Below are 15,295 nucleotides of genomic sequence, written 5' to 3'. Positions count from 1 at the left end.
AATTTTATAGATAAATAGAGAGTATATGACAGACTTCAATGACAAGATAAATTTAATATGGCAAATAGCTGAGAGTTTAAGAGGGGTTTATAAACCTGAAAAATATGGTGATGTGATATTGCCAATGTGTGTAATAAAAAGATTTGATGAAATAATAAGTGAAAAGAAAGAGGATATACAAAAAGCTTATTCTTTATATAAAGACATTCCACAAGAATCACAAGAAGAACTTATAAAAACTGAACTTGATGGTTTAGACTTTTACAATATTTCAGTATTTTCTTTTGATAACTTATGTGATGACCAAGATAATCTAAAAGAAAACTTTATAAATTACCTACAAGGTTTTTCTTCAAATATCAAAGATATTATAGCTCACTTTGATTTCAATAAAGAGATAGATAAACTAGCAAAAAACAATCAACTTTATCATGTAATAGAAGAGTTTAATAACGTAGATTTACACCCAAATAGAGTAGATAATCAAACTATGGGTTATATCTTTGAAGAGTTAATTAGAAAATTTAAAGAAAATGCAGAAGCAGGAGATCACTATACACCAAGAGAAGTGATTGAGCTTTGTATGAAAATGCTTTTTATGGGAAAAGAAAAACAAATCAAAACAAAAGGTAAAGTTATCTCAATAGCTGACTTTTGTTGTGGTACAGGTGGTATGCTTTCTGTTGGACACAAAGATATACTTAAGAAAAATCCAAATGCAAAAGTAGAGCTATACGGTCAAGAGATAAATGACGAATCTTACGCTATTTGTAAAGCTGATATGCTTATCAAAGGACAAGATACAAACAATATAGCCTTTGGAAACACACTTACAGATGATGGACATAAAGGTAAAAACTATAGATTTCTTATCTCAAATCCACCTTTTGGAGTGCAGTGGAAAAAAGAACAAGCTTATGTAAAAGCAGAACATGAGTCTTATGGTTTTGAAGGAAGATTTGGTGCAGGTGTTCCAAGAGTAAGTGATGGTTCTCTTCTTTTCTTACAAAATATGATAAGTAAGATGTATAAAGATGAAGAGGGAAGCCGTCTTGCTATCATCTTCAATGGCTCACCACTTTTTACAGGTGATGCAGGTAGTGGTGAGAGTCAGATAAGACGATGGATTATTGAAAAAGATATGTTAGAAGGAATTATATCTTTACCAACTGACCTTTTTTATAATACGGGAATATCTACATATATTTGGGTTCTTACTACATCAAAAAGTGATGAGAGAAAAGGCAAAATACAGCTTGTAAATGGAAGTGAGTTTTCAAAGCCTATGAGAAAATCACTTGGAAGTAAAAGAAAGTTTATAAGTGATGATCAAATAGAAGAGTTAGAAGCATACTATAAAGAGTTTGATAACTATAAAGATTCTAAATACTCTAAAGTTTTTGATAATAGTGATTTTGGCTTTACAAAAGTTACAGTTGAGCGACCAAAGAATCTAGCTGAAATACTTGATGATGAAAAAGACAAAGATAAGTTTTATACTATTGCTCCAACTGTAAGAGAAGTTGTAGAAAAAAAGTTATTGGAAATAGAAGAAAAAAGATTAGAGTTTAAATCTAAAAAAGAGTTTCTTTCTTTTCTTGGGGTGACTTTAACTGCTTCAAGGCAAAATGTACTAATAGCAAAAGATAGTGAGTCAATACCACTTAAAAAAGATATACAAGAGTACTATGAGCAAGAAGTAAAACCTCACTTAGTTTCGTCTTGGCTTGATGAAAGTACCTTTGATAACATAGGTTATGAAATACCTTTTACAAGACATTTTTATGAGTATAAAAAGCTAGATAGTTTTGAAAATATCATGGCAGATATTAAAGAGCTAGAGAAAAGTATAAATGATGATTTAAAAGAGTTATTAGCCTAATGCAATATAGAATAAGAGAACAAAGTGAGCTAACTTCTAGTAAGTTATATTGGATAGAGGACTATCCAAAGGCTTGGAAGAAAATGAGTTTAAAATATTTATTAAAGTATATTGTTGGTTCAACTCCTTCTACTTCAAAAGATAAATATTTTGAAGGAAAAAATATTTGGGTTTCCATTTCAGATATTAAAAATAAATATATTAGTGATTCTAAGCAAAGGTTATCTGACGAAGCTATAGTTGATTATAGTATGCAAAAAGTGCCAAAAGGTTCACTGTTATATACATTTAAGTTATCTGTAGGCCAAGTTAGCTTTAATGAAAAAGATTTATATACAAATGAAGCTATAGCCTCATTTTTAAAAAATAAAAATGTAAATCTAAATTTTTGGTATTATGCTTTGTCTAAGTATTTAGTATTTTATGCTAATGAAAATATTTATGGAGCAAAGTTATTAAACCAAGACTTAATTAAAAATGCAAAATTATTAGTCCCCTCAACAAATGAACAACAAAAAATAGCAAACTTTTTAGATGAAAAATCAAAAGTATTTGATACTGCTATCTCAAAAAAAGAAGAGCTTATCACTAAGCTAGAAATAGCAAAACAGTCTTTGATAAGTGAAGTAGTGACAGGAAAACTAAAAGTTATCAAAAAAGATGGGAAACTACAAACTATAAAAAGACAAAAAGAAGAATTAGAATCAAGTAAGGTTGATTGGCTTGGGGATATTCCAAAAAATTGGGAAATTAAGAAGTTAAAGTATGCTACTAAATTTAATACTTTAAAGTCTAATAAGTCTGATTTTAAAATTGCTTTAGAAAATATTGAAAGTAAAACAACTAACTATATTAGGACAAAAAATAATGTTTTTAATGATATGGGTATTGTTTTTAAATCTGGAGATATTTTATTTGGTAAGTTAAGACCTTATTTAGCAAAAGTATATATTCCGAATAAAAATGGAATTTGTGTTGGAGATTTCTTTGTATTAACATCAATATTGAATATTTCTATAAATAAATTTGTCAAATATCTTATGGTATCTGACTTATTTATTGATATTGTAAATGGCTCGACTTATGGAACTAAAATGCCAAGAGCAAGTTGGGATTTTGTTGGAAATTTAAAGTGTTATTTCCCAAATGTTGAAGAACAAAAACAAATATCAAAATACTTAGACGAAAAAATAAAAACTTTCGATAACACAATTGAAAAAACAAAACAAAGTATAACAAAACTAAAAGAAGCCAAAGAAACACTTATAAGTGAAGCAGTGACGGGAAAGATAGAAATTTTATAAAACATATTAAGGAAGCAGTTTATGAGCCAGATTTTAGAAAAAGATATAGAAAAACTTATAGAAGATTCACTTATTGATAATGGATATAGACAAACAAAAAGTGAAGAGTTTGATAAAAAATACTGTTTAAATAAAACTGATATGATAAAATTTTTAGAGAAAACTCAAAGTGAACTATTAGAAGAGTTTAAAAGTTCTCGTCCTCAAAACTGGCAAGATAAACTACTTGATTTAATAAGTTCTGATATTAAAAGAAAAGGTTTGATAAAAGTATTAAGAGAAGGAGTTGAGGACTTTTGTCTATCAACAAACCTAAAGCTTGTATATTTTAAACCAAATAACAAAAAAAATAAAGAGACAGTAGAAAAATATGAGAAGAATAGATTTTCTATCACTAGACAACTTTACTTTGAAAAAACTGCCAAAACTTCTATAGATTTAGTACTATTTTTAAATGGACTTCCAATAGTTATAATGGAGCTAAAAAACAAATACACAGGTCAAAATACAAAAGAAGCAGAAAAACAATTTAGACTTGATAGAAGTTATAAAAATACACTAACGCAGTTTAATCAAAGAGCCTTGATATATTTTGCTTTAGATAATGATGAGGTATCAATGGCTACAGAACTTAAAGGAAAAGATACTTTCTTTTTACCTTTCAATAAAGGTTTTGAAAATGGAGCAGGAAATCCAATAGTTGAGGGTAAGTTAAAAACACATTATTTATGGGAAGAAATACTTTTAAAAGACTCTTTACTTGATATTTTTAGAAACTTTTATTTTATTCAAGAAGATACAAAAACAGATAAAAAAATAGCAATATTTCCAAGGTTTCACCAACTAGATGTGGTAAAAAGCTTAGAGAAAACAGTAAAAGAAGAAAAATCAGGACATAAGTATCTTATACAACATAGTGCAGGAAGTGGAAAAACAAATTCTATTTCATGGCTGGCTCATAGACTTTCAAAACTACACGATGAAGAAGAAAATCCTATTTTTGATAGTGTCTTAGTTTTAACTGATAGAAAGGTTTTAGATAAACAGCTTCAAGACGCTATTTATCAACTTGATAAAACAAGAGGAATAGTAGTAAAAATAGATAAAAACAAAACCTCAAAAGATTTGGCAAGAGCTTTAAAAAAAGGCTCAAAGATTATTATTACAACTATTCAGAAGTTTTCACATGCATATAAAGAACTTGATAAATTAGATAAGAAAAAGTATGCCATTATCATAGATGAAGCACACTCTAGTACAAGTGGTGAAAACATGAACTATCTAAAGCTTTCACTTGCTGGAAAAACACTAAAAGAAGCAAAAGAGTTAGAAAAACAGTATGATGAGACAAGTGAAGATAGACTAAATAAAATCATAGATGCTATTACAAATACAGGGCATTTAAGTTTCTTTGCTTTTACTGCAACTCCAAAAGATAAAACTATGCAAATCTTTGGAAAAAAGGGTGAAGATGGCAAACCTCACGAGTTTCATCTTTATTCTATGAGACAAGCAATTGAAGAAGGCTTTATTTTAGACCCACTTAGAAACTATATGGTAAGTGATACCTATTTTAAAATAGGTAAAAAAATTAAAGATAATCCAGAGTTTGAAAAAACAGCAGCAAATAAAGCAATAGGAGCTTTTGTAAATTTACATGAATATAATATTGACCAAAAAGTTGAAACTATAGTTGAAGATTTTATGGCAAATAGACAAACTTGGTTAAAAGGGAAAGCTAAGGCTATGATAGTTACAAGCTCTAGACTTCATGCTTTAAAATATAAACTATCAATGGATAAGTATTTAGCTTCGAACTATCCTAATATCAAATCGCTTATAGCTTTTTCTGGTGAACTTGAGATAGATGAAGAAAAATACACAGAAGAGAGCGTAAATCATATAAAAGAGAGTGAATTACCTGAGGTTTTTGATGGTGTAAATGAAGTAAAGTTTTTAATAGTTGCTGATAAATATCAAACAGGGTTTGATCAACCTAAACTTTGTGCTATGTATGTTGATAAAATGTTAAATGGAGTAACAGCAGTACAAACTTTGTCAAGACTAAATAGAGTTACAAAAGGTAAAGATAATACTTTTGTATTAGATTTTGTAAATGAAGTAGATACTATAAGAGACTCATTTGCTAGATATTATACAGCTTCAAATATTCAAAAAGTAACAGATCCAAATATTGTATTTGAGTTTTATCATAAAATTGATGAGTTTCATATTTGTTATCAAGAGCAGATAAGTGAGTATTGTAAACTTTATTTTAAAGAGGATAGAGATTCCTTAGCTATAGCAAATATGGATAATCTTATAAACATTGCAATTGAGAGGTTTTTAAAGATTGAAGATGAAAATAAACAAGAAGAGTTTAAAACTTATGTTATTAAATATTTTAGGTCTTATAACTTCTTAATGCAAATTTACCCATTTAGAAAGATAAGTTTATATGAAATGTATATTTATTTAGGTTCACTAATCAAAAAGTTTCCTAAGGATAATACCTTTACAAAATTAGAATTAGATGAGTTACTTAGTCTTGATTTTTATAAACTAAAAAGAATGAATGGAACAAAAACTAAAGGTGAAGATATATCTCTTGAAAAAGGTGATGAAAAAGATTTAAAAGGTTTTTCTGATGGAGGAACTAGAAAAAAAGAAAAAGTTGAAGAGGATTTAGATTCACTTATTCAAAGAATAAATGATTTATTTGGATATGATTTGAGTGAAGAGGATAGACTAGCTTTCTATGACCAACCATTACAAGCACTTATGGCAAATGAAGAGTTAAAAGATATTGCAACTGTGAATAATTACGATGAGTTTGAAACACAAGTTAGAAAAGATTTTTTCTTAAAAACAATTGTTAGTAAGAAAAGTGTAAATGAAGAGATGTTCCATAAGATATTCACAGATAGTAGTTTTAAATCATATTTGATTGAGACAATGTCTAAAGAACTTTATCATCATTTTAACGCGTAGGAAAGTAAAGAAAATGAAAACATTAAAACAAATGGTTATAGATATATTAGTAGAAAGTGACAGTTCTTTAATTATAAAAGATTTGACAACAAAACTAATAAAAAAGTATCCTGAGAAATTAGAAGCAAAAATACTTCAGAAAGATGGTGATAAAAAGCAGGCTATTTCACAGTTAAAAGCTGAAATATCTTCATTAACAGTAGATAATGATAGTTTATTTTTTAGGGATAAAAGCTCAAAGCCTGTAAAAGTTGGATTAATAGAAGAAAATGAAGAAAGACTTGAGATCGAGTCTCAAGATGAGAATTTTGAAAGTGATTTGGGGATAGTCTATATCTTAGGTACAAACACATTTACAAAAGATGGATGTGAACTAGTAAAGATAGGACTTACTACTTTAAAAATACAAGAGAGAATAAAATCTCTTTATACAAGTGGTGTACCTTTTGAATTTACTGTTCTAAGAGAGTATAAAACACCACATTATGAAGAATTAGAAAAAGCAATGCATAAGTTATTAAATAGTTTTAGACCAAATCCATCAAGAGAATTTTTTATAAAAGAGTGTTTACTTTTTGCAGATGAGGTATATGAACTACATAAAAAAATAGAAAATCTTTAAACAAGTGATTTAAATTCTTATATAAATTTTATTGAAAGAGAAAACATGCAAAATATACTACTAGCACTAATACCAATTTTTTTACTTATATCTTTAGGATATTTTCTAAAGCGAATAAAGTTCCCTGATGAGCAGTTTTGGCAGTATGCTGATAAGTTTACTTATTATGTGCTGTTTCCTGCACTTTTGATTTATAAGCTTTCTACTGCTTCATTGGATGGTATAGATGGGGTAAACTTTGTTTTTTCAGCTCTTTTAACTATTGGAATTATCACAGTTTTACTTATGATAGCTGATAAAATTATGTTCTTTTTTGATGGCCCTTCTTTTACTTCTGTTTATCAAGGCTCGATTAGGTTTAACACTTATGTATTTTTAGCTTTAACAGATGCTATTTATGGAGATAGTGGCTTAGTTTTAGCAGCACTTTTAATGACTTTTTTAATACCAAGTATAAATGTATTTTGTATAGGAATTTTTTCTATTTATGCTTCAAGTGATAAGATTACATTTATATCTTTTATAAAGTCAATTTTTAAAAATCCTTTGATTGTAGGATGTATAATTGGAGGAGGTTTAAACTTTTTAGGTATTTCTTTAGTTTCTCCTCTTGAAAAAACACTTAGTATTTTAAGTGCTGCTGCACTTCCATTGGGTCTTTTATCTGTTGGGGTTGGTTTGCATATTACTCACTTAAAAGAAGTGAAATTTGAGCTATTTTCATCGGTGTTTATAAAACTTGCACTTTTCCCTGTGCTTATTTTCTTTGTGGCTATAAACTTAGGAGTTACAGGACTTCCATTGTTGGTACTTGTTCTTTTTGGAGCTATGCCTACAGCTTCTAGTGCTTATATTTTAGCAAGGGAACTTGGAGGAGATTTAAAGCTAATGTCTGCGATTATTACTATGCAGACACTGCTTTCGATATTTTCTATTTCAGCGATACTTATGTTACTTGAAAACTATCAAATACCGTAAATTTTCATCATAAAACTATTTGTTTTATTTTCAAATTTTTCTAGCCAAAAGATACTCTTTTGAGTATCTGGTTTTACTATTTTACCATTTGCGTAGATTTTTGATAGTTCTAGTTGAGCATTTTTTACATTGTTATTTGCTGCAAAAGTTAAAAGTTCAAGAGCATCATCATAATCTTTTTCATTAATATAATAAAAAGATAATTTATAAGCTGCCATTGGGTCAACTTTTTTTGTATCTTTAAGTAAATCAATTCCTAGTTTTTGATTTTGCTTAACACCTCTTCCTTTTAAATATAGTTCCGAAAGTAAAGCATTTGCATAAAAGTTACCTCTTTTTTGTGCTAAATCATAAAGTGTAAAAGCGTCTTGATATTTTCCTTCTGAATATTTTTTGATACCAAGTCTTAGAAGAGCGATAGTATTTTTATAAGAGATTAAATCGTAGCAATTCTCTTCAAACTCTTTATCTTGACTGATACATTGATTTGCTTGTGCTAATTCAGTTGGTAAAACTTTTAGTGACTGCTCATAGTTATTACATCCTGTTAAAAGTATAGAAGCTATTGCAGAAGTCACTAAAAGTTTTGTAGTGCTTTTTAACATATTTTTTCCTTGTAGATACAACTTGTAATTTTTGAATAATATTTTATCTAATTTTAGATAATTATATGAAGTTAAGAGTTATTCTTGTAATATTTATTTAGATTTACTTAGGAGATTTTATATGATTTTTATAGCTTTCTTTTTATTTATTGCACTTATTGCAGTATCTTTAAATATGATGAATTCTTCAAATTTAGAGCAAATACAAGAGCATTTAAAATCACAAAATTGTAATTCAATACTTTATTCAAAAGGTTCATATAAAGCCTTGTGTAGTGACAAAGTTTTGGAGATATCAAATAGTTTTACTATTGATTTAGAGAAAAACTCAAAAGAGTATAAATATAGTGATATTAAAAATCTAAGTGTTGAAAACTTGGATATTATAATAAATGACAATCAAAAGTTACAATTTAAGAAAAAAGATGAAGTGTATAAATTTTATGAGGCTTTAAAAAAGCAAATAAAGAAGTAAAATTACTTCTTTATTTTAAAAGTTTTAATTGCTTTTTAGAATCTTTTATATTAGCTTTTTCATACCATTGTTTAGCTAGTTTTTTATCTTTTTTTATACCACCTTTTCCATAATGGTATACAAGACCTATATTATAAGCAGCTACTTTATCATCATATTTATTGTATGCTTCTTTATAGTATTCTAAAGCTTTTTGAATATCAACTTTCCCTAAAACACCTCTTTCATACATAATTCCAAGTTTTACAATAGATCCTTTATGTCCTCTTTTTCTAGCTTTCTTATAAAGTTCTAAAGCTTTTTCGTACTCTTTTATATCATAATAATATTGCCCTAAATGATGTGCAGCAAACATATCATATTTATAAGCTTGTTTATAATATTCTACAGCTTTTTCTCTATCTTTTTTAACACCATAACCTTTTTCATAGAAAACTCCAATAAGATTAGTTGCTCTATAGTCTCTTTTTTTGTGACCTTTTTTTAAGTATTCTAAAGCTTTTTTGTAGTTAAGCTCTAATAGTGAATCCTTAGGTGATTCCTCATCTTGATAATATAACCATGCAAGATAATAATTAGCTGTGTTGTACCCTTTTTGAGCGGCTTCTTCGTATAACTCTTTTGCTTTTAATAAGTCTCTTTCTACGCCTTCTCCATATTGATATAACCAACCAAGACTAGCAATATCATAAGAGTAACCTCTTTTTACTAGTTTTTCAAGATAGTATTTTGCTTTTTTGTGATTAAGTTTTTTGTTTTCACATTTTCCACAAAGATAAATATCTACTAATTTTCTTGAAGCTCTAAAGTCATCTTGTTCTGCAAGTTTTTCATAAAGTTTTAATGCTTTATCTTTATCTTTGTATTCTTTAAATCCATAAGGAGGATTATAATATAAATCTGCAAGTTCTTTAGTAGCTTTTTTTTCACCTCTTTGCTCTAATGATTCTAAAAGTTCAACGGCTTTTTTAAAGTCTTTATTTTTTCTATCTCTTTTATAATAATTTATTAAAGAATAAGTACTTTTTACATCTCCAAAATTATGGGCTTTAGTTAAAGCTTCTAGTGCTAGTTTTTTATCTTTGTATTTGTATGCTCTATAGATTTCTCTTAGTTCAATGATATTGTTTGTATCAAGTTTATTTACTGAGTATTTTTTAAGCTCTTCTTTATAGTATCTTTTTGTATATGGTGAAGAGATTTTATCAATATATTTTTTCTTTAGTTCTTTATCTTTTGACTTATAGATATAATCTTGCCATTTTTTTGTTTGATTATGAATTTCAGGATTAAATCTATATGAAGAAGCTCTATTCATTGCTAACTCAATGATAGCTTCATGGTTACCTTCTTGTGCTACTTCTTCAAATAACTTATAAGCTTGAGGATATTGTCTTTGTTTTTTATAAAACTTCGCAAGGATTAGTTTTCCATCTTTTGAATCATTTAACTTTTGTTTTAATGAAAAGTATTTATCTAAATATTTCTTGTCAGATGAATAAATACTAAGAAGTGATTGTGTAGCTTCACTATTATCTAACTTTGAAGCTTTTTCAAAATACACTGCAGCTTTATCTTTATTCTTTTTAAGTTTTTCTCTATAGTTACCTTTATTATAAATAGCTCCAAGTTCAAGTATCGCGTTTATATTTTTAGGATCAAGTTCAAGAACTTTTTCATAATAAGGAATAGCTTTTTCAAATTTATATTTTTTATAATAAAGATTAGCTAGTTTGTAGATATCTTCACTTTTATTTTTTTCTAAAATCTTATTGATTAGTTCATTAAGTTTTTCTTCATCACTTTTTCTATAGCTATATTTTCTAATATTTTTTATAATAGCTTCTGTAGGTAGTTCAATACCTTTTTTTTCCATAATCTTTTCAAGATTTTTAGCTTGTCTTGAGTAATAGTTTTTATTATAGAATGAATACAATTCTTGCATTTCTTCATTGTTTAAACTATTAATTATTTTTTCTTCTAAAGCTTTAGCTTCATCTCTTTGATAGCTTTTTAAATATGATTTGATTAAAGCTATATTTGCACTATTATCACCTAAACTTGAAGCTAGTTTATAAAGTTTTTGTGCTTTTTGATTTTCATTGATAAACATTTTTGAATATTCATCATAAACTTTAGCAATTGCAGTTATATCTTTTGGATCATGTTGCTTATTTATATTTGTATACCATTTATTAAAATAGTATAAACCTTCTTTTGTTTCGGGAAACTTATAATGCTCATGTAGTTGAAGCATTGCTTTTATGTCACCAGTTTGTGAAGCTTTTATTAACTCTTCTTTTGAGCTTACACTGTTTTGGTTTAAATTAGAAACCGAACAAGCTGTAAAAAAAATTAAAGTGAATAAAGCCACTATTAAATTTCTCATCTGCATTCCTTATAATTATTATAATTTTAAAAAATAACATAATAGGGAAAACTATCTTAATAAATAATTTATGTGAAACAATTTTATAACTAATAGGTAATTTCATCGGCTCATTAATAGTTAAGAGAATTTAATGTATTATCAAAGATTACACATATATAATATAGGATATTTTAAATAAATGAAAGAATTAGTTAATTTTATAAAAGCTTCGGATATAACAAAAACAAATTTTTATAAAAGATTAAAATGTAAAAAAGAAGAAGGACATATTCTTCAATATTTAACAAAAGAGTATGTAAAAGGTAGAGACACTCTAGTTGTAATAGATGTTTTAGCAGAATTTTGTGATATTAAAGAGTATGAACACTTAGATAAATTAGATTTAATTAAATCTCTTTTAGAGTGTGGTTGGTTAGTTCAAGTTGCCTTTGATCAAATAAAATTAAATGAAGTTTCAAAACTTGAATTATTAAATTCAAATATTGCACTTTCAAGTTCATATTTAAAACTATTTGAAAATATTTCAGGTGATTTTGTTCTTCCTGAAATCAAAAGTTATAGTGATCATTTGGAGTATTTACAAGATCAATTTTTTAAAATAGATTTAGTACAACAGCTAAATGTAGTTAGAAAAAACTTTGATATAAATTCACCTAGTTCAAATAGACTAAAATCAAAATTAGTGATGTTGGAAAATAGAATTAAAGAAAGAGTAAAAGTTACAAACAGCTCTATTATGCTTGAAGATTTTTTTAAAGAAAATGATTTAGCTGACCAAGAACAAACACTATTTTTAGCATTATTAAAAGAAGAGTATTCAGGTGGAGATGGTTCAATAAGAGATATGAATGCCTTAATAGAACTTATTTCTTCAGATGATTATGAGAAAATTAAGTATAGAAGCTTACTTGAAGAAAGTTCAAATTTAGTGTCAAAATCTTTAGTTGATTATGATGAAGTATTAACTGCTTTTGGTGGAATAAATAGAAACTTTTATATTCCAGATGAAATTTTATATAAAATTTCTCATCCTACAAAAAAGAAAACTAGAAGAACAAAAATCAAACTTGATTCTGTTATAAAAGAACAAGATATGTTTGAACTTATAAATACTTCAAAAACTTTAGATGATGTGGTTTTAAATGATAAAACAAAAGAGACTTTAGATGCCCTTTTACAACAAGTTGATAAAACTGTAGCAAATAGACTTAAACAGTGGGGAATAAAAGATAAAAAAAGAGGAATAGATGCAAAGATAATTTTTTATGGGGTTGCAGGAACAGGTAAAACTTTAACAGCTTTAGCTATGGCAAAATCTCTTAAAAAAGAAGTTCTTAGTTTTGATTGTTCAAAAATTCTTTCTATGTATGTAGGTGAGAGTGAAAAAAATGTAAGAGCTATTTTTGATAAGTATTACGAGCTTAGAGAAATTTCAAAATCTGAGCCTATTTTACTTTTAAATGAAGCCGATCAATTTTTAAGTTCAAGAACTACAGGAGCAGGAAGTGGAAGTGATAAAATGCACAACCAAATGCAAAATATTTTCTTAGAACAAATTGAGAGATTTGATGGAATTTTAATAGCTACAACAAACTTGCTTGAAAATCTTGATAAGGCATTTTCAAGAAGATTTAACTATAAAATTGAGTTTATGAAACCAAATAAAGAACAAAGAATAACTTTATGGCAAAAGTTAATACCAGAAGCCTTACCTTTAGATGAAAACTTTGATGTTGAAGAATTAGCTAAATATGAATTAACAGGTGGACAAATAGAACTTATTATAAAAAATACTGCATATAAATTAGCAGTAAGCCAAGAGCCAATATTTAAAATAGAAGATTTTAAAGAACAGATTCAAAAAGAGCAAAAAGGGCAGTTTGATTCAGAAAATAAAGTTGGCTTTTTCTAGGAAGTATTTTACTTCTTAGAAATTATTATTTATACACTAAGTTCTCTCAATATAAAAAAATCCAATAAATAAAAAAAATAAATTAATCTAAAAATTTAATAAAGATATAAAGTTAGAAAAAAAACTAAATATGTGAAGTTTTGAAACACTAAGAATTTGAAAGGTAAAAAGTTCACTTTTCATGTTAATTAATTGTAAGTTTATCATACCAATTTTAGATACTTCTTTTATAATAATATTAAAAGCCTATAAAAAATTGGCATAACTATATAGTGTTTCATTTTGTGTCAATTTGTATAGTGAGGTAGCAAAAAAATAGCTAATAAGCTCTTTTTTATAGCGATAGAAATATCATTGCATAACTGTTAAAGTGGCTATTTATTACTATTTAGGTACTATATTTAAGCTTCAAATAAACTTTTTAAAGTTTTATAAAGGATATACGATATGACACATATGGATTTTGCACATCCTTATTTCGGTGCATTTGTTATGTTTGTGGTAACATTTGCTGCATTTGGTGCTACTGTATGGCTATCAAGATTTATTAGTAGAAAAATCGCAAGACTTGATACTGAAAAACTTAAAACAACACTTTATGAGTGTGGGCCAGAGGTTACAAAACAACCAAACACAATCTCAACACAATTTTACTTAGTTGCATTAATCTTCATTCTTTTCGATGTAGAAATTATTTTTATGTTCCCTTGGGCTATCAACTTTCAATTATTAGGTTGGTTTGGGTTTGTAGCAATGATTTTATTTATTACAATTCTATCAATCGGATTCTTATATGAGTGGAAGAAAGGAGCCTTAGAATGGCACAGCATAAAGTAAACTATTTACAAGATGGTGGAGCGCCAATAAAGCTAACTACTATTGATAAGCTTGTAAATTTTGGTAGATCAAACTCAATTTGGCCAATGACTTATGGTTTAGCCTGTTGTGCTATTGAAATGATGGCTACTGGTGCATCAAGATATGACTTTGATAGATTTGGTACTATTTTTAGAGCCAGTCCAAGGCAATCTGACTGTATCGTGATAGCAGGAACTCTTACTAAAAAACACGCAGAGTTCATGCGAAGATTATATGATCAAATGCCTGATCCAAAATGGGTAATCTCAATGGGATCATGTGCTAATACAGGTGGTATGTTTAATACTTATGCAACTGTTCAAGGTGCAGATAGAATAGTACCTGTTGATATTTACTTACCAGGTTGTGCCCCAAGACCTGAAACATTACAATATGCGTTAATGACTCTACAAAAGAAAATCAGAAGAGAATCGATTTTTAGAGCTAAGAAGAAAAAAAGGTTAGTTTAATGAGACAGTATAAACCAAAACATGACGTACAAAAAAAATCATACTTCTCAGATAGATTTTATGTAACACCAAGTTTAGCAAGACTTGATGTAAATAAAGATGAGCAGTTTGAAAAAGATTTTGAAGTATTTTCTTCAAAAATTGATGTAAAAGAAGCTTATATTGAGCATACTCATTTAGTAATACATATTGATAAAAACTCTATTGTTGAAGCTATGACTTTATTAAGAGAAGAATTAGAATATGATATGTTGATGGAACTATCAGCTATTGATTATTTAGCTAAAAAAGATGGCTATGAGTTATTTTATGAAATGTTGTCATTATCAAAACACAAAAGATTAAGAATCAAATGTTTCTTAGGAAAAGATGAAGCTATTGAGTCTGTAACATCTGTATTCAAATCAGCAAACTGGTCTGAGAGAGAAATGTATGATATGTTAGGAGTAAAAGTATTAAATCATCCTAATATGAAAAGAATTATTATGCCAGATGATTGGTATGATCACCCACTTAGAAAAACATATCCTTTACAAGGTGATGAAGCTGCATCTTGGTATGAAGTTGACAAAATTTTTGGAAAAGAAGCAAGAGATATCATAGGACCTGAACAAAGAGATCCAGCTGCAATTGATAGATATGATACTACAAGATTTGCTAGACTTGGTCATGAAGTACCTTATGATACTGATATTTCACAGTTTGAGCCTGAAACTGCAATTAACTATCAAGAAGATAATGCCACTCCAATTATGAAAAAATTAAAACCTGAAGATTCAGTTGTTTTAAAAAGAAGAAGGTAGTAA

At 27.5% G+C, this 15,295-nt stretch carries 12 protein-coding genes; 10 read left to right on the top strand and 2 right to left on the bottom strand.

Going from position 1 to position 15,295, the window contains the following annotated elements:
• Positions 1–25 precede the first annotated feature (25 nt).
• Genes ACH5BK_RS11870 through ACH5BK_RS11850 form a run of 5 tightly spaced genes read left to right on the top strand, consistent with a single transcriptional unit; the run spans position 26 to position 7,777 of the window.
• The gene (locus ACH5BK_RS11870) at positions 26–1,882 is read left to right on the top strand and encodes an N-6 DNA methylase (RefSeq protein ID WP_404307671.1); all 1,857 of its coding nucleotides are present in this window, start codon (positions 26–28) and stop codon (positions 1,880–1,882) included.
• Positions 1,882–3,186 carry a restriction endonuclease subunit S gene (locus ACH5BK_RS11865; RefSeq protein ID WP_404307669.1) on the top strand — a complete coding sequence of 435 codons (1,305 nt, stop codon included), beginning with the start codon at positions 1,882–1,884 and terminating at the stop codon, positions 3,184–3,186. The genes ACH5BK_RS11870 and ACH5BK_RS11865 overlap by 1 nt, the downstream gene beginning before the upstream one ends.
• Before the next feature lie 21 nt (positions 3,187–3,207).
• Positions 3,208–6,177, top strand: coding sequence for a type I restriction endonuclease subunit R (locus ACH5BK_RS11860; protein ID WP_404307667.1), 2,970 nt, complete (start codon positions 3,208–3,210; stop codon positions 6,175–6,177).
• Positions 6,178–6,190: 13 nt separating this feature from the next.
• Positions 6,191–6,799 carry a GIY-YIG nuclease family protein gene (locus ACH5BK_RS11855; RefSeq protein ID WP_404307665.1) on the top strand — a complete coding sequence of 203 codons (609 nt, stop codon included), beginning with the start codon at positions 6,191–6,193 and terminating at the stop codon, positions 6,797–6,799.
• Positions 6,800–6,844: 45 nt separating this feature from the next.
• Positions 6,845–7,777 (top strand): AEC family transporter, encoded by a 933-nt coding sequence (locus ACH5BK_RS11850; RefSeq protein ID WP_404307663.1) that lies wholly within the window; start codon positions 6,845–6,847, stop codon positions 7,775–7,777.
• Here the strand turns inward: ACH5BK_RS11850 and ACH5BK_RS11845 are convergent.
• On the bottom strand, positions 7,765–8,382 hold the full coding sequence (locus tag ACH5BK_RS11845) for a tetratricopeptide repeat protein (RefSeq protein WP_404307661.1): 618 nt from the start codon (positions 8,380–8,382) through the stop codon (positions 7,765–7,767). The two genes, ACH5BK_RS11850 and ACH5BK_RS11845, sit on opposite strands and share 13 nt — an antisense overlap.
• Before the next feature lie 121 nt (positions 8,383–8,503).
• On the opposite strand from ACH5BK_RS11845, the gene ACH5BK_RS11840 reads away from it, so the two are divergent.
• Complete coding sequence (locus ACH5BK_RS11840; protein ID WP_404307659.1) at positions 8,504–8,857, top strand: hypothetical protein; 354 nt, start codon at positions 8,504–8,506, stop codon at positions 8,855–8,857.
• Between the two features lie 10 nt (positions 8,858–8,867).
• On the opposite strand, the gene ACH5BK_RS11835 is transcribed toward ACH5BK_RS11840, so the two are convergent.
• Positions 8,868–11,246, bottom strand: coding sequence for a tetratricopeptide repeat protein (locus ACH5BK_RS11835; protein ID WP_404307657.1), 2,379 nt, complete (start codon positions 11,244–11,246; stop codon positions 8,868–8,870).
• 181 nt (positions 11,247–11,427) lie between these two features.
• Between ACH5BK_RS11835 and ACH5BK_RS11830 the strand changes: the two genes are divergently transcribed.
• From ACH5BK_RS11830 to ACH5BK_RS11815, 4 genes are all read left to right on the top strand, one after another.
• On the top strand, positions 11,428–13,161 hold the full coding sequence (locus ACH5BK_RS11830) for an ATP-binding protein (protein ID WP_404307655.1): 1,734 nt from the start codon (positions 11,428–11,430) through the stop codon (positions 13,159–13,161).
• A gap of 447 nt (positions 13,162–13,608) precedes the next feature.
• Complete coding sequence (locus ACH5BK_RS11825; protein ID WP_404307653.1) at positions 13,609–13,998, top strand: NAD(P)H-quinone oxidoreductase subunit 3; 390 nt, start codon at positions 13,609–13,611, stop codon at positions 13,996–13,998.
• The gene (locus ACH5BK_RS11820; RefSeq protein ID WP_404307651.1) at positions 13,980–14,489 is read left to right on the top strand and encodes a NuoB/complex I 20 kDa subunit family protein; all 510 of its coding nucleotides are present in this window, start codon (positions 13,980–13,982) and stop codon (positions 14,487–14,489) included. Before ACH5BK_RS11825 ends, ACH5BK_RS11820 begins: the two co-directional genes overlap by 19 nt.
• On the top strand, positions 14,489–15,292 hold the full coding sequence (locus ACH5BK_RS11815) for an NADH-quinone oxidoreductase subunit C (RefSeq protein ID WP_404307649.1): 804 nt from the start codon (positions 14,489–14,491) through the stop codon (positions 15,290–15,292). The genes ACH5BK_RS11820 and ACH5BK_RS11815 overlap by 1 nt, the downstream gene beginning before the upstream one ends.
• The last annotated feature ends 3 nt before the right edge of the window (positions 15,293–15,295 follow it).

Origin of the sequence: Arcobacter sp. YIC-80 (genome assembly GCF_044841725.1) — a bacterium.
In the GTDB taxonomy this organism is placed as follows: Bacteria; Campylobacterota; Campylobacteria; order Campylobacterales; family Arcobacteraceae; genus Arcobacter_B.
The sequence above is the reverse complement of the archived record's forward strand: the minus strand, read 5'-3'. Positions and strand labels throughout refer to the sequence as shown.